Annotated in this window: 16 protein-coding genes and 2 tRNA genes; 8 read left to right on the top strand and 10 right to left on the bottom strand. The window is 38.9% G+C overall.

Annotated features, from left to right (window positions below; translation table 11 throughout):
- Positions 1 to 65 precede the first annotated feature (65 nt).
- The 4 genes from rpsT to proS all read right to left on the bottom strand — a co-directional run bounded on the left by rpsT (position 66) and on the right by proS (position 2,110).
- Positions 66 to 314 (bottom strand): 30S ribosomal protein S20, encoded by a 249-nt coding sequence (gene rpsT / locus JM79_RS04010; protein WP_026915233.1) that lies wholly within the window; start codon positions 312 to 314, stop codon positions 66 to 68.
- 30 nt (positions 315 to 344) lie between these two features.
- Positions 345 to 416, bottom strand: a tRNA-Glu gene (locus JM79_RS04005).
- A gap of 66 nt (positions 417 to 482) precedes the next feature.
- A tRNA-Glu gene (locus tag JM79_RS04000) sits at positions 483 to 554 on the bottom strand.
- Positions 555 to 631: 77 nt separating this feature from the next.
- Complete coding sequence (proS, locus tag JM79_RS03995) at positions 632 to 2,110, bottom strand: proline--tRNA ligase (RefSeq protein WP_141876914.1); 1,479 nt, start codon at positions 2,108 to 2,110, stop codon at positions 632 to 634.
- Positions 2,111 to 2,252: 142 nt separating this feature from the next.
- On the opposite strand from proS, the gene JM79_RS03990 reads away from it, so the two are divergent.
- Together JM79_RS03990 and JM79_RS03985 are read left to right on the top strand one after the other, a co-directional pair.
- Positions 2,253 to 3,317: a hypothetical protein gene (locus tag JM79_RS03990; RefSeq protein WP_141876913.1), complete on the top strand. Its 1,065-nt coding sequence runs from the start codon at positions 2,253 to 2,255 to the stop codon at positions 3,315 to 3,317.
- A gap of 68 nt (positions 3,318 to 3,385) precedes the next feature.
- Positions 3,386 to 4,897 carry an outer membrane protein transport protein gene (locus JM79_RS03985; protein WP_141876912.1) on the top strand — a complete coding sequence of 504 codons (1,512 nt, stop codon included), beginning with the start codon at positions 3,386 to 3,388 and terminating at the stop codon, positions 4,895 to 4,897.
- 56 nt (positions 4,898 to 4,953) lie between these two features.
- Here the strand turns inward: JM79_RS03985 and JM79_RS03980 are convergent, their stop codons facing one another.
- A complete protein-coding gene (locus JM79_RS03980; protein ID WP_185739461.1) occupies positions 4,954 to 6,783 on the bottom strand; it encodes a T9SS type B sorting domain-containing protein in 1,830 nt (609 codons plus the stop codon).
- A 153-nt stretch (positions 6,784 to 6,936) separates the two neighbouring features.
- On the opposite strand from JM79_RS03980, the gene folE reads away from it, so the two are divergent.
- From folE to JM79_RS03950, 6 genes are all read left to right on the top strand, one after another.
- Positions 6,937 to 7,614: a GTP cyclohydrolase I FolE gene (folE, locus tag JM79_RS03975; RefSeq protein WP_141876910.1), complete on the top strand. Its 678-nt coding sequence runs from the start codon at positions 6,937 to 6,939 to the stop codon at positions 7,612 to 7,614.
- Positions 7,615 to 7,632: 18 nt separating this feature from the next.
- A complete protein-coding gene (gene cysS, locus JM79_RS03970; RefSeq protein ID WP_141876909.1) occupies positions 7,633 to 9,120 on the top strand; it encodes a cysteine--tRNA ligase in 1,488 nt (495 codons plus the stop codon).
- Between the two features lies 1 nt (position 9,121).
- Positions 9,122 to 9,370 (top strand): membrane protein insertion efficiency factor YidD, encoded by a 249-nt coding sequence (gene yidD, locus JM79_RS03965; protein ID WP_141876908.1) that lies wholly within the window; start codon positions 9,122 to 9,124, stop codon positions 9,368 to 9,370.
- Between the two features lie 44 nt (positions 9,371 to 9,414).
- Positions 9,415 to 10,227, top strand: coding sequence for a prolipoprotein diacylglyceryl transferase (gene lgt / locus JM79_RS03960; protein ID WP_185739460.1), 813 nt, complete (start codon positions 9,415 to 9,417; stop codon positions 10,225 to 10,227).
- A 3-nt stretch (positions 10,228 to 10,230) separates the two neighbouring features.
- Complete coding sequence (locus JM79_RS03955) at positions 10,231 to 10,728, top strand: DUF192 domain-containing protein (protein WP_141876906.1); 498 nt, start codon at positions 10,231 to 10,233, stop codon at positions 10,726 to 10,728.
- Between the two features lie 62 nt (positions 10,729 to 10,790).
- The gene (locus JM79_RS03950; RefSeq protein WP_141876905.1) at positions 10,791 to 11,111 is read left to right on the top strand and encodes a hypothetical protein; all 321 of its coding nucleotides are present in this window, start codon (positions 10,791 to 10,793) and stop codon (positions 11,109 to 11,111) included.
- Positions 11,112 to 11,628: 517 nt separating this feature from the next.
- Here the strand turns inward: JM79_RS03950 and secDF are convergent.
- The 5 genes from secDF to asnB all read right to left on the bottom strand — a co-directional run bounded on the left by secDF (position 11,629) and on the right by asnB (position 20,656).
- Positions 11,629 to 14,631 carry a protein translocase subunit SecDF gene (gene secDF / locus JM79_RS03945; protein WP_141876904.1) on the bottom strand — a complete coding sequence of 1,001 codons (3,003 nt, stop codon included), beginning with the start codon at positions 14,629 to 14,631 and terminating at the stop codon, positions 11,629 to 11,631.
- A 167-nt stretch (positions 14,632 to 14,798) separates the two neighbouring features.
- Positions 14,799 to 15,725 carry a malate dehydrogenase gene (mdh, locus tag JM79_RS03940; RefSeq protein WP_141876903.1) on the bottom strand — a complete coding sequence of 309 codons (927 nt, stop codon included), beginning with the start codon at positions 15,723 to 15,725 and terminating at the stop codon, positions 14,799 to 14,801.
- Positions 15,726 to 15,819: 94 nt separating this feature from the next.
- On the bottom strand, positions 15,820 to 16,803 hold the full coding sequence (locus tag JM79_RS03935) for a DUF6588 family protein (RefSeq protein ID WP_141876902.1): 984 nt from the start codon (positions 16,801 to 16,803) through the stop codon (positions 15,820 to 15,822).
- Positions 16,804 to 16,928: 125 nt separating this feature from the next.
- A complete protein-coding gene (gene gyrB / locus JM79_RS03930; protein WP_141876901.1) occupies positions 16,929 to 18,869 on the bottom strand; it encodes a DNA topoisomerase (ATP-hydrolyzing) subunit B in 1,941 nt (646 codons plus the stop codon).
- A 182-nt stretch (positions 18,870 to 19,051) separates the two neighbouring features.
- Positions 19,052 to 20,656 carry an asparagine synthase B gene (gene asnB / locus JM79_RS03925; protein WP_141876900.1) on the bottom strand — a complete coding sequence of 535 codons (1,605 nt, stop codon included), beginning with the start codon at positions 20,654 to 20,656 and terminating at the stop codon, positions 19,052 to 19,054.
- Positions 20,657 to 20,668: the final 12 nt, after the last annotated feature.

Genomic DNA, 20,668 nt, shown 5'->3' with positions numbered 1-20,668 from the left:
AATGCACAAAAAAATGCTTTCCGAAAATCGAAAAGCATTTTTTTATGAATTGAACACTGCTAAAATTATAGTGCTGCAACGTGCTTAGCCATATTAGACTTTAGGTTAGCAGCCTTATTATCATGAATGATATTTTTCTTAGCCAATTTATCTATCATAGAAATTACAGAAGGCAACATAGCCTCAGCCTCTTTCTTATCGGCCTCACGCAATTTCTTGATCGCGTTTCTTGTAGTTTTATGCTGGTAGCGATTTCTAAGACGCTTAGTCTCATTGCTACGAATCCTCTTCAACGCTGACTTATGATTTGCCATTACAATTATTATTTAAATAAGTTTTAAAAGTAGTCCGTAGGGGAATCGAACCCCTGTTACCAGGATGAAAACCTGGCGTCCTAACCCCTAGACGAACGGACCATTATCTATTTCAAAGCGCAACATTCAAGTTGCTATTATTAAAACATCACTGCGATGTTTCTTTAGTAGTCCGTAGGGGAATCGAACCCCTGTTACCAGGATGAAAACCTGGCGTCCTAACCCCTAGACGAACGGACCATTTTGTTTCAAATGCGGATGCAAAAATACAACTTTTTTGGAATGCCGCAAATGTTCTACAAAAATTTTTAAATTTTTTAATAGGCTTTTGCAAAAAGCACTCTTCCTTCCGATGGATTACCGGTTAATACACATTTGCCAGCTTCCTCTTTCCTATCAAAAGGAATACATCTAATAGTAGCTTTCGTAAGCTCTTTGATCTTATTTTCAGTTTCCGGGCTACCATCCCAGTGAGCTGAGATAAAACCACCCTTGTCTTTTAATTGCTTTTTAAATTCATCAAAAGTCTCTACTTCTGTAATGTGAGTATCCCGAAAGTTCTTAGCGTTGGTATATAAAGTTTCTTGAATTTCATTCAGTAATGCAGGAATCTTACCTACTATTTCATCTCTGTTCACGAATTCTTTTGACAACGTATCTCTTCTGGCAAGTTCAACCGTACCTTTCTCCAGATCTTTAGGACCAATTGCAATTCTTAATGGAACTCCCTGTAATTCATACTGAGCGAATTTCCAACCTGGTTTCTGGTTATCATTATTATCGAACTTAACCGATACTCCTGCTGTTCTCAGATCCTTAACCAACTCATCTGCAACTTCTGAAATTTGAGCTAATTGCTGCTCTCCCTTATATATAGGAACGATTACAACTTGCGTTGGAGCCAGCTTTGGAGGTAAAACCAGACCGTGATCATCACTATGGGTCATGATCAACGCACCCATTAACCTTGTAGATACGCCCCAGCTAGTTGCCCAGACATGCTCCAGTCCACCTTCCTTAGTGGCGTATTTCACATCAAATGCTTTCGCAAAATTTTGTCCTAAAAAGTGAGAGGTCCCGGCTTGCAAAGCTTTCCCATCCTGCATAAGAGCTTCTATACAGTAAGTCTCTAATGCCCCTGCAAAACGTTCGTTTTCAGTTTTTGCACCTTTTATCACTGGAATTGCCATAAAGTTTTCAGCAAATTCAGCATATATATTATTCATCAATTCAGTCTCTTCAAGCGCTTCAGCCTTAGTTGCGTGCGCGGTATGACCTTCCTGCCAGAGGAATTCAGCAGTTCTTAGAAACAAACGTGTTCTCATCTCCCATCGAACCACGTTGGCCCATTGGTTGATTTTAATAGGTAAATCTCTATAGGACTGGATCCAGTTTTTGTAAGTATTCCAAATGATCGCTTCTGAAGTTGGCCTAACAACGAGCTCTTCTTCAAGTTTTGCATTGGGATCTACTTTTAGCTTACCAGGATTATCCTCATCGTTCATTAATCTATAATGAGTAACGACAGCACATTCTTTAGCAAAGCCTTCGGCATTCTTTTCTTCTGCTTCAAACAGACTTTTGGGTACAAAAAGTGGAAAATAAGCGTTCTGATGTCCTGTTTCTTTAAACATTCTATCCAATTCAGCCTGCATTTTTTCCCAGATCGCATATCCATAAGGCTTGATAACCATACAGCCTCTAACTGCCGAATTCTCAGCCAGATCTGCCCTGACCACCAATTCGTTATACCATTTTGAATAATCTTCGCTCCTACTTGTTAACTTCTTACCCATAGTTCGTAATTTGGCACAAAACTTGTGTTTTTAAGGTTAGTCAAGTACTAACCGTTCGGGCAAAACTAACCATTTTTAGAATGCCCAACAATAAAAAGAATAACCGATGAAAACTTACTACCTCCTACGAAACCGGCTAAAAATGCTGTTTCTTCCTGCTATAATTTTAAGTCTTGGAGCATGTTCATCTTACCAGTATTCTGGATATGAAACTGATGGAATTTATGGTGAATCCAGACCAGGAATATGGGAACAGGCAGAAAACGAGCAAACCCAGGTAAAACCGAATAATGAGAACAATTATTATAAAAACATGTTTGCCCAGCAATCTGAAATGGTTGGTGAATTACTTGAGAGTGATGTTTTTACAGATGTTGATAGTTATTCATCGAATGATGGTTATGATAATTATTCTGAAGTTGGTGGAGATGTAGCATATGTTGGAGGGAATTCACCATGGGGTAATGATCCGGATACTTATACTGTCAATATTATAAATAGGGGTCTTGGTTTTGGATTTGGAAGACCACTTGGTTGGGGCTATGGATTTGGTTTTGGTTTCAGATATGGCGGGAATTTTTACAATCCTTATTGGGGACCAAGATTTTTCAACCACATGATCTTTAATCCATACCCTTTTCACCCCGAATTCTATAATGTTCCATTTGGAGCAGGAGTTTATGGATATAACTTTGGATTTGGAAATCCTTGGTTTAACAATGGCTTTTATAATAGATACGGTTATGGATATCCTTATATAGGTAGAAATCGTAATAATGTTGCCTATAATCGGGGTAGAAGAAATACTAATGAATATAGATCATCGAATGATAATAGAAGGAGCGGTTACTCAGAAAGTATAAGAAGTATTAGAAATGCTCAGGCTGATGCAGCTAGATCCCGATCTCGAGCAAGAGGAACAAGTGATGGATACGATCGTAATAATGTGTATTCACGTACTAGTAGAAGAACGGAGAGAAGTGGATACTACGACACCTCGAATACCAGAACTTCGAGTCCGGTTTATAGATCTACGAGATCTAGCAGTAGTAGATCTACTCAGACTACTTCACCATCAAGAAGAAGTTCTTCTAACAGCAGAAGTGTTCGTAGTTCTAGTAGCTCATCCAGAAGTTCTGGAAGCACCAGCCGTAGTTCATCCAGTGGTTCTAGCAGAACCTCCCGCGGTGGTAGAGGCGGACAATAAAATTGCAAAATCTTAAAGCCTTGTTGATTAATTCAGCAAGGCTTTTTTCATCCTTTATTTTATACAATATGAATAAGATATTCCTAATATGCCTGTTAGTTTTTGCAGGAGATCTATGGTCACAGAGTATTGATGATGCTTATCGCTACTCAAGATCAGAACTTAACGGAACTGCCAGATATATAGGTATGAGTGGTGCGTTTGGAGCTTTGGGTGGAGACATTTCAGCAATCTCCAGCAATCCTGCCTCATCTGCAGTTTTCTTGAATAGTATTGCAACTATCAGTTTGAAGTCAAGAAATACAGATGATAATCTCCGGTATCATGGTAGCACCTCATATTCTAAGAGTGACGAGATCGATCTGGGAAATGTTGGTGGAGTTTTTGTATTCCAGGGAAGCTCAGATAAAAAGCTAAGTAAATTTAGCCTTGGTCTCAATTTTAATACAACTTCCAATTTTGATAATAACTTTGTAACCGGCGGAATATCCCGTCAATCTGTAGACGCCTACTTTCTGCAGAAAGCCAACGGAATTCCATTGGACCAGCTTCAGCTTAGAGATGATGAGAATATAGCCGATCTGTATTCTTTCCTTGGAGAAAACTTTGGTTTTGATGAACAACAGGCCTTTTTAGGTTATCAGGGTTATGTGATAGAAGCCAACCAAGACGACCCCAATAATACTGAGTATTTTTCTCTTGTTGAAGACGGAACGTTTGATCAGCAGTATCGCTACAATACAACCGGACTTAATGGGAAACTGAGTTTTAATATCGCAACACAGTACGAAGATTGGCTGTATCTTGGACTTAATTTAAATAGTCATTTTATAAACTACGATAAGTTTACAGAGATCTCTGAACTGCATTCCAATACTTCAAATGATCCTAATGTCACTTCCAGAATTGATTTCGGAAACAACTTACGTACCAATGGAGATGGTTTTAGTTTTCAATTAGGTGCTATTGCAAAAGCTGGTGATTATGTAAGACTTGGTTACACCTACCAATCACCTACATGGTTCAACATGTTCGAGGAGACTTCGCAATATTTGGAAACCTACAGCAGTACAGGTGAATTCGTTAGTGTTTCTCCAAATATTATCAATGTGTATCCTGAATATAATTTTCAAACTCCTTCTACTCATACTGGTAGCGTCGCCTTTCTATTCGGAAAAAATGGATTAATAAGTGGAGATTTGAGCCTAACCGATTATGGCAACGTTCAGTTTAAACCAAAGAACGATCTTTTTTTCCAGAGTTTGAACGATGCTATATCTGAAACAATGAAGATGGCACCTGCTTTCAAAGTTGGTGGAGAATACAGGCTGAAGGCATTAAGTTTTAGAGCTGGATATCGCTATGAAGCCAGTCCGTTTGAAAATGAAGAAATTCGTAGTGATCTCAATGGTTACAGCGCTGGTTTAGGTTATAACTTTGGATCTGTGAACCTGGATATAGCTTATGAGACTTCAAATTACGAAGAGCAGATTCGCCCACTCAATTCTGGAGTTCTTAATCCTGTTAGTTTAAACAGAGATTTATCTCAATTTGTGGCAACTCTAACTATAGGATTATAACATCATTAAAATATTTAATGCAAAAAAAGAGCTGGTCTTAAGACCAGCTCTTTTTTTTATCTAATAAGACTGAAATTAGCCATGAACTCTTCCCGGTCTTTGTTACTAGTACTGAAAATTACTTTGAACCAGTAGTCGGTTTCGGGTAGCGGTTTACCGTTAGTTGACCCATCCCAGGAAAACTCTTCCCCAGACTTGAGTTCCATTATAGTCTTCCCGTAACGATCAAAGATCATCACTTCGTGAATTTCTATATTTTCATCTGTTATTAATTGCCAGATATCATTGAATCCATCCCCATTTGGAGTAAAAAAACGCGGATATCCAACCAGAAAAAATGAAGCGCTGTTGGTTTCTCCGCAGCCATTTGATTCTCGAACAACTGCTATATGATTTCCAGGTCTCACGTCTTTAAATCTTGGCGAACTTCTCCAGTTTCCTCCATCTAAACGGTATTCGTATGAGGCAAATTCCTGCCCGATACCTCCGATTGCTTCAAGGTTGATCACATAACCATCTCCAAAATCTGATCCTGAGATGTTCACTTCAAGAGTTTCAGGTCGTGAAACTGGCTGAATGGCTGTAGAATATGACTGAAAACAACCAGACTCATCATGAATAATATTCTGCTCCAATATACCATTACCAGGTAGCTCTTCTAAAGTATAGCGAGCTTCTGTACTAACAATATTCCCATCCAGAATCCATTCATAATTATAACCTTCACCAAGATCTTCTCCCAGGATTGACCTACCGATGGCAGCCCCACCGAGATTGACACATAAGACAGTTTCTTCAGCTAAAGAATATTGAGGGAAATCAAAAATAGTCAGGTTAAACGATTGGATTTCAGATAAACATCCAGACACATTCTGAATTACTCTGGCAAATATTTGTTTCCCTTGCACGAATGGAAAATTCTGAGGACTTACAATTGCATCATTTTCTTCTGCGGCCTGAGAGCTTTCGTAGAAATTTACTGTAAAATCGGAAACTTCAGCATCAACTCCAAGTAATTGTGAGTTTCTTAATGTCAGATCTACAGTATCACCCGAATCACATTTAGCAAGATCTTCCGCAGTAAAAATTTCAGGAATGTCATAAAAGGAAATATTGATCTCATCTTCTTCAGTTTTATCTTCCAGAACATCAGTTACAATCAGCTTATAATCTCCTTCTTCGGTAACTAATAAGGTTGGTCCGGTTTCATTAGTAAGTTCAACATAATCAATCGATGCTTCATCGTACTTGAACCACTGGTATTCTGCGTCCTCATCTGAAGATCCATCGAGCAGATATTCATCTTCGCCGCAAACCGCAATATCTTCACCAAGATCAAATTCAAGAATAGAACAATCTGTTGAACCTTCTCCAGAATTTGTCTGCTCCAGACTTATAAAACCCGGCACCTGTTCAAAATTAGTGATCACCACGACATAGATCTCATTCTCCCTGGCATTGGGGATGGTCATGGTTTCTATTGAATCTGGCAAATAACTACAATCCACCTGGTTCATTTCACTAAGGTTTGCTGCACTACAGTAATCTTCTCCTCTTTGAAATGGTCCCCAAACCACGAAATCCACGTCCAGAGGTACACCTCTTCCATCCTCTCTACTATTCTGACTTATTCTGAATCTTAAATTTCCATTATCCTCTACCTGAAGGAAAAACCATGCAGGATATGGCTGTTCTTCCAGACAACCATAGTCGGGACCAAATTCACCTGAAATCTGGCTGCTATTTGTAGAATTTGAATTAGGGAAAGTTAGTCGTTGGTCTCCTGCGCAGAAAGGCTCAATATTCGAACAAATTGACCCCTGAGCAAAGGCCGAAAAACCCGCAATGATAAGAAGAAATGTAAATAACTGAAATCTGATGTTCATACCTTCGGGCTGCCTCAACCAAACTAGTGCAAAATATGAAAATATGGGCAAACAATCTCCCACCTTCATTTGATTTTACAGATTCTGTAAACCTTATAAATTATGTATCTTTGCAAGCCAAAACAGTTTTGACCGACTATTATTGCAAAACGCATGAAAGTAGATAAAATTTTGAACGATATAGATGAAATGGGTGATGCACACGCTGGCAGTAGCGCTGTAAACCCTCTTAGAGATGACGCCTTTGAATTGAGTGACGACGAAAAGATCGAACTTATTAAAAAGGATGTAAGAAATATTCTTGACACTCTTGGCCTGGATCTTGAAGACGACAGCATTAAAGGGACTCCTCAGCGGGTTGCAAAAATGTTCGTTAACGAGATATTTTCAGGGCTACATCCAAAGCGCAAACCCAAAGCTTCAGTTTTTGAGAATAAATACAAGTATGGAGAAATGCTTGTGGAGAAAAATATCACTGTTTATTCTACTTGCGAACATCACCTTCTGCCTATCGTAGGAAAAGCACATGTTGCCTATATATCTAACGGCACGGTAATAGGTCTATCCAAGATGAATAGAATCGTAGATTATTACGCAAAAAGACCACAGGTTCAGGAAAGAATGACCATGCAGATCGTTCAGGAATTGCAGAATGCCCTTGGAACACCAGATGTTGCGTGTGTCATTGATGCAAAACATTTATGCGTGAATAGCCGTGGAATTCGTGATATCGAAAGTAGCACCGTAACCAGTGAGTTTGGCGGAGCTTTCAAAGAAAAAGAAGTTCGCAGAGAATTTCTTGACTACATTAAATTAGATACTTCTTTCTAAGAATTAAAATTTTTCTTCATGGCGCTATACAAGGAACAAGGCCTTAAGTTTTATAACTCTATGAGCGGTGAAAAAGAGATTTTCACGCCAATAAACGAAGGTAATGTTGGAATGTATGTTTGCGGACCTACCGTTTACAGCAACGTACATTTAGGAAACTGCAGAACTTTTATCTCATTTGATCTTGTTTTCAGGTATTTGAAGCATCTTGGCTATAAAGTTAGATATGTAAGAAACATTACCGATGCCGGGCATTTAGAAAATGAAGCGGATAGCACCGGAGAGGACCGCATCGCGAAGAAAGCCAGACTGGAACAAATTGAACCTATGGAAGTGGTTCAAAAGTATACGGTCGATTTCCATAATATTCTTCAGAAATTCAATAACCTACCTCCTAGTATTGAACCTACTGCAACGGGTCATATCGTGGAGCAGATAGAGATCATCAAAACTATACTTGAAAAGGGTTATGCTTACGAAGCAAATGGATCGGTTTATTTCGATGTTATCAAATTCAACGAAGATCATCAATATGGGAAATTAAGTGGTAGAGCAATCGAAGATATGATCGCAAACACACGTGAACTTGCCGCTCAAAGTGACAAACGCAGTCCTCAGGATTTTGCTTTATGGAAAAAAGCCGAACCGCAACATATCATGCGTTGGCCTTCACCATGGAGTGATGGCTTTCCTGGGTGGCATCTCGAATGCACAGTCATGAGCACCAAGTACCTTGGAGAGGAATTTGATATTCATGGTGGCGGAATGGACTTGAAGTTCCCACATCATGAATGTGAGATCGCACAGGGAGAAGCTGCCAGCGGAAAGTCTCCTGTAAATTACTGGCTACATGCCAACATGCTGACCCTAAACGGGAAGAAAATGGCAAAAAGCACCGGTAATTTTATTCTACCAGAGCAAATTTTTAGTGGAAATAACGATGTGCTTAAAAAAGCATTCAGCCCTAACGTGGTTCGATTTTTTATTCTTCAGGCTCATTATCGCAGCATCCTCGATTTTAGTAGTGATGCACTTATGGGTAGTGAAAAAGGTTTCAACAGGTTGATGGATACATATAATAGTCTTGATGAGATTCAAACTTCAGATAAAACTGATTTCGATCTTTCATCGTGGAAACAATCTTGCTATGATGCCATGAATGATGACTTCAATAGTCCAATCGTCATTGCTAAACTCTTTGATGTAGTAAAGATCATCAATAATATCAAGGAAGGTTCTATAAGTATTACTTCGGAAGGTAGGGATGAATTGAAGGACACCATGAAGGCCTTTATGTTTGATATTCTAGGCTTAAGCGAAATGAATTCTGAAGCTGAAACAGATGGCGATAAATTGAGTGGCACAATCGAATTACTGATCCAACTTAGAGCAGAAGCACGTGCAAATAAGAATTTTGCCTTAAGTGACCAGATCCGGGATCAGTTAATGGAGATGGGTATTCAGCTGAAGGACGGGAAAGAAGGAACGTCATTTAGTTTAAATTAAAATGTTTCGCAAAGCTTTGTCTGCGTTTTTGATTGCACTGGTCAGATTCTACAAGGCTGTCATTTCTCCACTTACTCCGGCTACCTGTAGATACACACCTTCATGTTCGAGCTATGCTGTTAAAGCCATAGAAGTTCACGGACCAGTATATGGAGGTTGGCTAGCTATTAAAAGAATTTTTAGTTGCAATCCATGGGGTGGTCATGGTTATGATCCCGTACCGCCAAAATCGGACTCGAAAGAAGGTTAAGAATCTTCAAATATGTATATTTACCGCTATTCAAATTAATCTCTATGTTATTTAATGCTATACACTGGAATCCATCAGAAGGACTGGATCTGGGCTTTTTCAATCTGCACTATTATAGTGTAATGTTTATCATCGCGTTTACGCTTGGCTGGTACATCATGAAAAAGATCTATGTACGTGAAGGAATAGACATAGAGAAACTGGATTCTTTATTTATCTATACAGTATTAGCGACTTTAATAGGTGCCAGATTAGGACATGTCCTGTTCTACGACTGGGAATATTTTCAAAATAACCTGCTGGAAATTTTCTTGCCGGTAAGATTTGAACCAGAATTTCAGTTTACAGGATTTAGAGGACTTGCGAGTCATGGAGCTGCTATAGGAATCATAGTGGCCATGTATCTATATGCTAAAAGAGTACTTCAGAAACCAGTTTTATGGATCCTGGACAGGATCGTAATTCCGGTGGCCAGTGGAGCTATCTTTGTTAGAATTGGAAACTTTATCAATTCTGAAATTATCGGAAAACCAACCGGAACAGATTACGGAGTTGTATTTGAAAAATTAGGCGAAGATTTCGCGAGACATCCTGCCCAACTTTATGAATCTGGCTGTTACTTGCTTATATTTCTACTTCTCTGGTTCATTTACTGGAAAACTGAAAAGCGATTCAAGCTTGGTTACATTTTCGGACTCTTCCTGGTATTACTATGGACCGTTAGATTTTTTGTAGAGTTTGTTAAAGAACCACAAGTAGGTGAACGCGCAAACTGGTTATTGAATACCGGGCAGTGGTTAAGTATTCCATTCGTACTCGCAGGGCTTTACTTTATGTATCGTCCAGTCAAAAAATAGATCATGAGAACAGGCCTCTTTCGTACTGGATTGCTCGTCATGTCACTTAATTTTGGTTTTATTTCCTGTGATAATTCTACGGAAAAAGAGGAAGCTATTGAAACCGACCCTATAGTATTTAATAAGGAAGCAGAAGTGTACTTAATGCATTCGAATGGTGACACGCTTCGAAGGATCGACGTAGAGCTTGCAGAATCTGATTATGAAAAACAAACGGGGCTGATGTATCGTGAAAGCCTTGAAAGAGAACAGGGAATGTTGTTTGTATATGAGAGTGCTCGCGTAAGGAACTTTTACATGAAAAACACCTATATACCTCTAGACATTCTCTATTATGGCACTGACAGTACGCTAGTGAGTATACAAAAGAATGCGACTCCGCGTGATGAAACCAACCTACCTTCAGATGGACCAGCGCAATTTGTGCTAGAAATCAATGCAGGTCTTGCCGATGAGTGGGGAGTTACTTCACGAAGTACGTTTAGTGTAGTTAGAGACTAGTGATTTCTAAATTTTATTCATTGCTTCTGAGCAATAACGCATAACGAAAGAATTTCTATAGAATGGATGCGTCTTCAAACACGAATTCAGAAGAGGATGACAGAAAAGCAAACAAAAGGATCTTTCTGATTGTAATCAGTTCAATTATTGTTCTAATCATAGTATCAATTGCCGAAGTTCTAAGAAACAATTTAGACCTTAACAACCCTTTAATCGATAAAGCCCTAGAGGCAGAAGTTAGCGCTCCTATTCTCAAAAATGTACTGACCAATATTTCAGGTTTGTTATTGATACTGATTCTTAACCACTTCAAATATAAAAGACTAGCAATCATTGTGGGTATTATCACTATTGCAACAAATTTTATAATTGATTTTTCCTGAAGAAGTTTTTTGCTCATAACCAAAGCCAACTACAAGCTTTAAGAGACGGTAGCAGTCAGCCTTAAAAGAAAGCAACTAAGCTAAAGCTAACCTTGCGAATTAATACAAAGTAACAGATAGGGTTCTTCCACAAACTTAATAAGTGATATCTGCAACAATTTATTTCCAGCAATAGCTTCTTGTGAAGAATTGTCCGCTTAGTTCGGAATTGAGGTTTATAATCTGATTTAGAATGATATTCAGAAATATCAGCGAACTTATGTCATTTTCAAAATCTCAATTCTACCTATTGCTTCAGAAGAAAGGTTGAAGTTCGCCTTCGCGAAGTGATTCTAGACTAAAAAAATTCAGCATAAAAAATTCAGCATAAAAAATTCAGCATAAAAAATTCAGCATAAAAAATTCAGCATAAAAAATTCAGCATAAAAAATTCAGCATAAAAAATTCAGCATAAAAAATTCAGCATAAAAAAAGGCTTCCAGATTGGAAGCCTTTTTCAATATATATTCGGTTAGTTTTAAACTGTAGTAGCTTCTTCAGTAACCGGTTCTTTCTTAGATTCTAATGAGGCTTTCTTCTTTACACTATCGAACATTACCGGAGTAGCGATAAATAGTGAAGAATAGGTACCTACAATCACACCTATGATCAATGCGAACATAAACCCTCTAATGCTTTCCCCTCCAAAAATGAAGATCGCAAGAAGTACTACCAAGGTAGTAAGCGAGGTGTTTAAAGTTCTACTCAACGTGCTGTTAAGTGCTGCATTCACCGTTTTTCCTAATGGCCATGTAGAATGCTCGTTTACAAATTCACGAATTCTATCGAATACTACTACCGTATCATTCAGAGAGTAACCAATAACCGTCAAGATCGCTGCTATAAATGCCTGATCGATCTCCATGTTAAATGGCATTACTTTGTATAGTAATGAGAAGATACCCAATACTACCAACACATCGTGGAATACCGCAGCCACAGCTCCTAAACTGAATTGCCATTTTCTAAAACGCAATAGGATGTAAAGGAATACTACGATTAAGGATCCTAATACTGCCCAGAATGAAGCATTCTTGATATCATCGGCAATGGTAGCCCCTACTTTCATAGATTTCATTACCCCTACTTGCTTATCATCAGCTCCATCAACAAACTCTTCGTAAGAAATGTCAGCTGGAAGGTGTGATTGCAATCCGTCGAATAATGATCTCTGAATCTCCTCGTCAACTTCTGCACCTTCCTGATCAACCTTATACTTGGTGGTGATCTTTAACTGATTATTAGGTCCAAAAGTTTTAGCTTCTGCACTTCCAAACACTTCAGCAAGATCTTTCTCTACAGCAGTAGGACTTACATCATCTGCAAACCTTACTGTGTATGTTCTACCTCCAACAAAATCTACTCCTTCGTTAAGTCCTTGTGTAAATAAAGAACCTATACTTACAATTATAAATAATCCTGAAACGATATAAGCGATCTTCCTCTTCTTAAGAAAGTCGATATTCATGTTCGTGAACAGATTCTTAGTTATAGAAGTTGAGAAATCCAGAGACTTCCCTCTTGTTCCATATCCATCGATAAATAATCTGGTTATAAAGATTGCTGTAAATAAAGAAGTAGCAATACCAATTAATAAGGTAGTTGCAAAACCTTTAATAGGACCAGTACCTAATAAGAATAGGATAAGACCTGTAAGACCTGTAGTTATATTGGCATCCAAAATGGAAGACAATGCATTCTTAAATCCATCTGCAATTGCTTCTTTCTGAGCCTTACCTTTGGCAAGTTCTTCCTTGATACGCTCGAAGATAAGTACGTTCGCATCTACAGACATACCAATGGTCAATACGATACCGGCGATTCCAGGAAGCGTTAATACCGCTCCAAGACCTGCAAGTATACCAAAGATGAATAAAATGTTCACGATCAAAGCGATATCCGCATAAACTCCCGCTTTACCGTAGTAAAGGATCATCCATAATAATACCAGAATAAGTGCGATACCAAATGACATGATACCACTATCGATAGCTTCCTGACCAAGAGATGGTCCTACTACTTCACTTTGAATAATATCTGCTGAAGCTGGAAGTTTACCTGCTCTAAGTACGTTCGCTAAATCCTGCCCTTCAGTAATTGTAAAATCACCAGTGATCTCACTTCTACCTCCAGCTATAGCTCCGGTAGAAACACCTGGTGCAGAATATACGATGTTATCAAGAACGATCGCGATCTGGCTTTGTTCTGCAGAAGCTTTTCCTGTCATGGTTTCCCAGATTTTTGCTCCGGTCCCATCCATTTGCATGCTCACTGCAATACGACCTAATTGATCATAAGTTTGTTGTGCATCTGTAATCACACCTCCACTAAGTGGTGGTTCCATGTTACGGTTACCTTTTAATGCATATAATGCAGCAGTCTCTGTATCTTCATCTGCAACACCCCATACAAATTTAGCATAACGCATTTCTGAAGGAAGTAATGATCTTACTTGAGGCATTTGAAGGTAATCCATTACCTGCGCAGTATCCTGAACATTGAAGTTTGCGAGAACTGGCCCCCCTTGAAAACCTGGAGATGCCATTAGGTCAAACAACGGATTGTTTCCTGTTTCAACACTAGTACTGTCTTCAGCATCGGCAAGTAGATCATCGATCTCATTGTCACCTGAAGTTGCTGCTGAATCTATTTCTTCTTCGGAAGTAACCTCCTCAGACTTTTTCATTTCAGCAAGACGATTGTTCGCCTGAACCAGGAATCCACCTAGCTCGTTGCTTTTGTAAGTATGCCAGAATTCAAGTTGTGCAGTAGACTGAAGTAAATTCTTTACCCTGCTGATATCTTTAGCACCTGGCAATTCAACAAGAATTCTTCCTGAATTTCCTAAACGCTGAATGTTTGGCTGTGTTACACCAAACTTATCGATACGCTTTCTAAGTACTTCAAAAGCTGAAGTAATAGATTCGTCAATTTTCTGTCTGATAATTGGCTCAACTTCTTCATTGCTCATGTTGAAGTTGATCTCACTGCTTAATGCTTTGTTAGCAAATACATCTGGAGATGCAAGCTTAGCATTAGGTATGTTATTGAAAGCCTCGAAGAAAAGATCTACATAGTTCTCCTGGCTGTCGGTTTGAGCTTTATCTGCTTCAGCAATTGCCTTTCTAAAAGCTGGATCCTGAGAATCATTCGCCAACCCGCTTAAAATATCTCTAACTGAAATTTGAAGAATTACGTTGATACCACCTTTAAGGTCCAATCCTTTGTTCAGTTCTTTGTCTTTTGCTGAGTCGTAAGTGATCCCGGCGATAATTTCATTATCTCCAATAGAATCAAGATACCTTGCTTCTGCCTGGTCACGAAGTTCTGAGTAGTTTTCTACATCCTCGCCAACCTTCTGCATGGCAAATTCCTCAGCATCACTCTCAACGTTGTTTGTCAAAAAAGTAAATGACAACTGATATAGACATACCAGCCCAAACAAAATTGCAAAAACTTTAATCAGTCCTTTATTCTGCATTATTCCTCAAATTATTGATTATTAGGTCTATTTTAAAAACGGACAAATATAGGACTTCATAATTCAAATCCCAATATTTTTTTTTGGATAATTTTAACTTTTAAAAGCATCAAAAAAGCCACATAGAATGTGGCTTTAGAGTATAGTCGGTAAAGTTTATTACAGGCTTAAACGTCTAGCAATCCGTTGGTCTTTTTCACACCTTCGGCACTTTCTTTCATTTTATTTTTTTCAGCATCGTTAAGCTCGATCTCAAAGATCTTTTCAATACCGTTTTTACCTAAAATAACAGGCACTCCGATACAAAGATCATTTAATCCAAACTCACCTTCCAATAAAGCTGAACATGGGAACATTTTTTTCTGGTCGCAAGCAATCGCCTGAACAAGACCTGAAACTGCTGCTCCAGGTGCATACCATGCGCTGGTTCCTAGGAGCTTAGTTAAAGTCGCTCCACCTACCTTTGTATCTTCTGAAACCTGATCAAGACGATCTGTATCTAAAAAGGCTGATACCGGTACAGAATTTCTTGTAGCAAGACGAGTTAGCGGTACCATTCCAGTATCACTATGTCCACCAATTACCATACCATCAACATCTGATGGTGGGCATTCAAGAGCCTCACTTAATCTGAATTTGAAACGAGCGCTGTCTAACGCTCCGCCCATTCCAATAATTTTATTTTTAGGAAGTCCCGTAGTTTTGTGAACCAGGTAAGTCATAGTATCCATTGGATTACTAACCACGATCAAGATTACATCTGGAGAATGTTTGATCAAATTCGCAGATACTTCTTTTACGATTCCTGCATTGATTCCAATCAATTCTTCTCTTGTCATTCCTGGCTTACGAGGAATACCACTGGTAATTACCGCAATATCACTGTTTGCTGTCTTAGAATAATCATTTGTACTTCCACTAATCTTGGTATCGAAACCGTTTAGTGTCGCTGTTTGCATTAGATCCATTGCTTTTCCTTCAGCGTATCCTTCTTTGATATCAAGTAATACTACTTCTGAAGCGAAATTTTTTATGGCTACGTATTCTGCACAACTGGCACCAACTGCACCTGCTCCTACTATGGTAACTTTCATGTTAAAATTATATTTAATTTCTATTAATAATGACTGCGAAATTACGAATTACGAAGCAGTTTTAATAATAAGGAATGGTTAAATCAAGTATTGTCTAAAGGATGAAGTGCAAGCCAACATTAAGATTTACATACTTACCAGCAGTAGCCATAGTACTAACTTTGAAACTATTGAAGTATAAGTTGAATCCTATATCTCCTTTGAATTGAGCTTGTGAATCATTTAGTCTTGAAATCTCACTATTCACAAGATCCAACGCCAATCCACTACCCCCAAATTCATATTCAAAGTCTGATTGGGCCACACCAAGAGCTCCAAATATTTCGAAATTTTCGTATTTTTTTGAAGCCATAATCTCGGCCATCCAAACACCTGAACTTACATCGATCAAATTCAGGTTAAGTAAATTAGGTACGGAGATTTGCTCAAACTCATATTTGACATCAAATATATCGTAGGCGATGATCGCTGCTACTTCTAAATCGTCATCTCTGGTTCTTCTTCTACCAAAATACTGACTCAAATTATGCTTCAAACCCACTCCATAGGTGCTAAACTCAGATCCACTTACTTCTAGTGCTGGCAAAGCTCTAACTCCTAATTGAAAACCTAAAGGCAGTCCAACTGAAACCTGTGCGAAAGGATACATTAAAGCTCCGGTATCTATCCCTTCAATCGCCTGAAACGCAAATTCCTGACCAAGAAAGTTTCCGTTAAACATTACATCTGAATCACTTCCAAAGGCAGTTGGCACAACTGCACCATTGCTACCGCCAGAAATAGTAAGATTCGAAAAATCATTATTATTTATAGTAAATTCTTTCTTGCTTGAAGGAACAAATAGAGCATTTGCATGCAAGGAAACATCGACTTTCCACGGCTCCAATGCTTTCGCAGAAGTAAACCAGCTGGCTGTTGCCTGGTAAGCTGCACTCTCTGCTGCAGGAGTAGCGAATCCATCTGCAATAAATAGAAGGTCATCAATGATCTCCTGACCTTCTGCAGGTACCAATTGAGCATGTGCCATTCCGCTGCCAAATAAAGCGAGGATTAGCGTCAAGATTTTGAAATTTTTCACGGTAATTGATTTAGGTTAAATTATAGGTGTTAAGGTTTGTAAATATAACAGTCCCGTAAATATTAAACGAAAAAAACCCACACTTAGTTTTAGTGTGGGTTTAGATCATAATATGTTAGTGAAAATTAAGCATCGATATTCGCATATTTAGCATTCTTCTCGATAAACTCACGTCTTGGTGGAACCTCGTCCCCCATTAGCATTGAAAAAATCCTGTCGGCTTCTCCTCCATTATCGATATTTACCTGTCTTAACTTTCTGAATTCAGGATCCATCGTGGTATCCCATAGCTGTTCAGCATTCATCTCTCCAAGACCTTTATATCTTTGGATCTGAACACCTCCGCTATAACTTTCTGCGATTTCATCACGTTCTTTCTCGCTCCACGCATAACGTTTCTTCTGTCCCTTTTTCACAAGATAAAGTGGCGGAGTAGCGATAAAGATATGACCACTCTCGATCAATTCTCGCATGTATCTAAAGAAGAAAGTGAGAATTAGCGTTTCAATGTGGCTACCATCTACATCGGCATCACACATGATGACTACCTTGTGATATCTCAATTTTGAAAGATTCAAAGCTTTACTATCTTCTTCGGTACCTATTGTCACCCCAAGTGCCGTATAAATATTCTTGATTTCCTCGTTCTCGAAAACACGATGAGACATCGCTTTTTCAACATTCAGAATTTTACCTCGCAATGGAAGGATCGCCTGAAATTTACGATCTCTACCTTGTTTGGCTGTTCCACCTGCCGAGTCTCCCTCAACCAGAAATACTTCACATTGTGCCGGATCCTGCTCGGAACAGTCAGATAATTTCCCAGGTAAACCGCCAACACTCATGACAGTTTTACGCTGAACCATTTCACGGGCTTTTTTCGCGGCATTTCTTGCCTGCGCAGCTAGGATTACTTTCTGAACAATGGTTTTTGCATCATTCGGATTCTCTTCCAGGTAGTTTTCCAGCATTTCAGAAACCGACTGAGATACTGCTGAAGTAACCTCACGGTTACCTAATTTTGTTTTAGTCTGACCTTCAAATTGAGGCTCAGCAACTTTTACAGAAATAATCGCGGTAAGTCCTTCACGAAAATCATCTCCAGTAATTTCAAATTTAATTTTATCCAACAGACCAGAAGCATCTGCATACTTCTTAAGTGTAGTTGTTAAACCACGTCTAAACCCGGAAAGGTGAGTTCCCCCTTCATGAGTATTAATATTATTTACATAGGAATGTAGATTTTCGCTGAACGAGGTATTGTAGATCATGGCAACCTCAACAGGAATATCATTTTTTTCACCTTCCATCGAAATTACATGACTGATGATTGGCTCACGGTTCCCGTCTAGAAACTTTATAAATTCCTTTAGTCCTTCTTCAGAATGAAAATGATCCTGAACATACTCACCATTATCCTCCTTATTCCTCTTATCTGTAAGACTAATTCTAATCCCTTTGTTCAGAAATGCTAATTCACGCATACGACTAGCCAAAGTATCGTAATTATACTCCAGAGTTTGTTGAAAAATACTTGGATCTGGCTTAAATGTAACTATCGTTCCACTCAAATCGGTTTCCCCAGTAGGCTTTACAGGATAAAGTGGCTTTCCAAGTTCGTATTCCTGCTGCCATATCTGGCCATCACGATAAACGGTTGCCGTAAGATGCTCAGAAAGTGCATTCACACAACTTACTCCAACTCCGTGAAGTCCACCAGAGACTTTGTAGGAATCTTTATCGAATTTACCACCAGCACCAATTTTGGTCATTACAACCTGTAGTGCAGAAACTCCTTCTTTTTTATGTAGATCAATAGGAATACCTCTACCATTATCTTCAGTAGTGATCGAGTTATCCTCGTTGATAGTAACTTTTATATTATCACAGTGTCCGGCAAGGGCCTCATCTATGGAGTTATCAACAACTTCATAAACCAGGTGATGCAATCCTCGAACCCCGGTATCTCCAATATACATGGAAGGCCGCATTCGAACATGCTCCATCCCCTCCAACGCCTGAATACTGTCGGCAGAATAATTATGTTTCTTAGCTTCTTCGCTCATATTATGCTAATTAATTTTGTCTCTTTTGGATAACGAACAAATATAACAATTCGCATACTTTTAACAGGTTGCAGACCTTTGATAAGCCTCGAAGTTATCAACAAATATTGTGGAAAAACCCGAAATGTTTAAGATTATTTTCACATTTCGGGTATTAAGGAAATTCAAATTTTTAAAAGGTTTTACACAGCTACTTTTTTCATTCCAGGAGCTACGTGAGTTTCATTGGCTCTTCCACTAGGATCAAGATCTTTCTGCCATTTCGGGATCCATCTTTTTACTGTTTTAGCTGCGGAATCCTGAGGAAAATGCTGCTGAAAGATCTCACGGTAGAAGTAAGCTTCTTTTGAAGTTGGAGTGTTCACCGGGAATCTTGTTGCTGCAGTTTCCAGTTGAATGTCTGTCACCTGTTCTGAAGCATGATCAATTAACTGATCGATCCAGTTGTACCCTACACCATCACTAAATTGCTCTTTTTGTCTCCATAAAACTTCTTCCGGCAGGAACGGTTCTTCAGGAGTATCGAATGCTTTTCTCAAAATATACTTTTCAACACCATCATAAGTAACCGGCATTTTTTCTTCAGGAACTATTTCCATAGCGGTTTTCAAAAATGCTTTATCAAGGAATGGCACTCTAGCTTCAAGACCATGCGCCATCGTTGACTTATCTGCTCTCAGGCAATCTGCCGTGGCAAGACGCTGTACTCTTCTAATGGTTTCCTTCTGAAACTCTTCCGCAGAAGGAGCGTTCTTGAAATATAAGTATCCACCAAGGATCTCATCAGAGCCTTCTCCAGATAATACCACCTTAATCCCTTTTTCAGCAATTGCTTTAGAGAGAAAATACATTGGAGTGCTGGCGCGAATTGAAGTAACATCGTAAGTTTCAAGATGCCATACGAGCCTCTTCAGAATAGAGATCCCTTCCTCTACGGTGAAGTGAATTTCATGATGCTCAGTTCCCAGAAAGTCTGCAACTTTTCTAGCTGCAATTAGATCTGGTGCTGCTTCATCTAAACCAATTGAAAAGGAATGCAAAGTCTGACCACTATCTTTCATCAATCTGGCCGCGATAGAACTTGTTAATGAAGAATCGAGTCCACCACTAAGCAATACGCCAAGAGGGACATCTGCCATCAATCTCTTTCTGGTCGCTTCGATCAAACTTTCACGTAGCTTTTTAAGATCTGCTGGCTGCGTAGCAACTTCAGATTTGAACCACTCTGGAGAATAATATCTAACAAATCCGGTTTCTGGAGTATAATAATGTCCAGGAGGAAAAGCATGAAATTCAATACAGCTGTCTGCAAGAGATTTCATCTCGCTGGCAAACCACATGGCACCTGCTTCGTCCTTACCATAGTAAAGTGGCTTAACTCCAATTGGATCCCTGGCGACCATGAAGTCATCACCATCAATGATCACAAATGAAAATACGCCATCTAATTTATCTACGAATTCAAGACCATACTTTTCATACATATGCACGATCACTTCAGAATCTCCGGTAGTTCTGAAAGTATGATCCTTTAATTCGTTATTTCGAAGTGACATGTGGTTATAGATCTCCCCATTGTGTACCATCCAGGCAGTTTCAGTTCCTTGTATAGGCTGAATACCTGTGGTGAGATCTACGATTGATAGGCGTTCGTGAGCTAACACATAACCTTTTTCAGTAATTTTCAGTCCGCTTTCATCAGGGCCTCTATGAGACATTCTTTTTGAAAGATCAGCGATCTTCTTCTTGTCAAGATCTTTTCCGATAACTGCTAAAATTCCACACATGACTTATATTGT

This window comes from Gramella sp. Hel_I_59 (assembly GCF_006714895.1).
GTDB lineage: Bacteria > Bacteroidota > Bacteroidia > Flavobacteriales > Flavobacteriaceae > Christiangramia.
The sequence above is the reverse complement of the archived record's forward strand: the minus strand, read 5'-3'. Positions and strand labels throughout refer to the sequence as shown.

Coding starts and splice junctions, on each gene's coding strand:
- gyrB (WP_141876901.1), bottom strand. CDS start 18,869: ATGAGCGAAGAAGCTAAGAAACATAATTATTCTGCCGACAGTATTCAG.
- mdh (WP_141876903.1), bottom strand. CDS start 15,725: ATGAAAGTTACCATAGTAGGAGCAGGTGCAGTTGGTGCCAGTTGTGCA.
- JM79_RS03950 (WP_141876905.1), top strand. CDS start 10,791: ATGGATGCGTCTTCAAACACGAATTCAGAAGAGGATGACAGAAAAGCA.
- cysS (WP_141876909.1), top strand. CDS start 7,633: ATGGCGCTATACAAGGAACAAGGCCTTAAGTTTTATAACTCTATGAGC.
- JM79_RS03980 (WP_185739461.1), bottom strand. CDS start 6,783: ATGAACATCAGATTTCAGTTATTTACATTTCTTCTTATCATTGCGGGT.
- lgt (WP_185739460.1), top strand. CDS start 9,415: ATGTTATTTAATGCTATACACTGGAATCCATCAGAAGGACTGGATCTG.
- JM79_RS03955 (WP_141876906.1), top strand. CDS start 10,231: ATGAGAACAGGCCTCTTTCGTACTGGATTGCTCGTCATGTCACTTAAT.
- asnB (WP_141876900.1), bottom strand. CDS start 20,656: ATGTGTGGAATTTTAGCAGTTATCGGAAAAGATCTTGACAAGAAGAAG.
- rpsT (WP_026915233.1), bottom strand. CDS start 314: ATGGCAAATCATAAGTCAGCGTTGAAGAGGATTCGTAGCAATGAGACT.
- JM79_RS03985 (WP_141876912.1), top strand. CDS start 3,386: ATGAATAAGATATTCCTAATATGCCTGTTAGTTTTTGCAGGAGATCTA.
- yidD (WP_141876908.1), top strand. CDS start 9,122: ATGTTTCGCAAAGCTTTGTCTGCGTTTTTGATTGCACTGGTCAGATTC.
- folE (WP_141876910.1), top strand. CDS start 6,937: ATGAAAGTAGATAAAATTTTGAACGATATAGATGAAATGGGTGATGCA.
- secDF (WP_141876904.1), bottom strand. CDS start 14,631: ATGCAGAATAAAGGACTGATTAAAGTTTTTGCAATTTTGTTTGGGCTG.
- JM79_RS03990 (WP_141876913.1), top strand. CDS start 2,253: ATGCTGTTTCTTCCTGCTATAATTTTAAGTCTTGGAGCATGTTCATCT.
- proS (WP_141876914.1), bottom strand. CDS start 2,110: ATGGGTAAGAAGTTAACAAGTAGGAGCGAAGATTATTCAAAATGGTAT.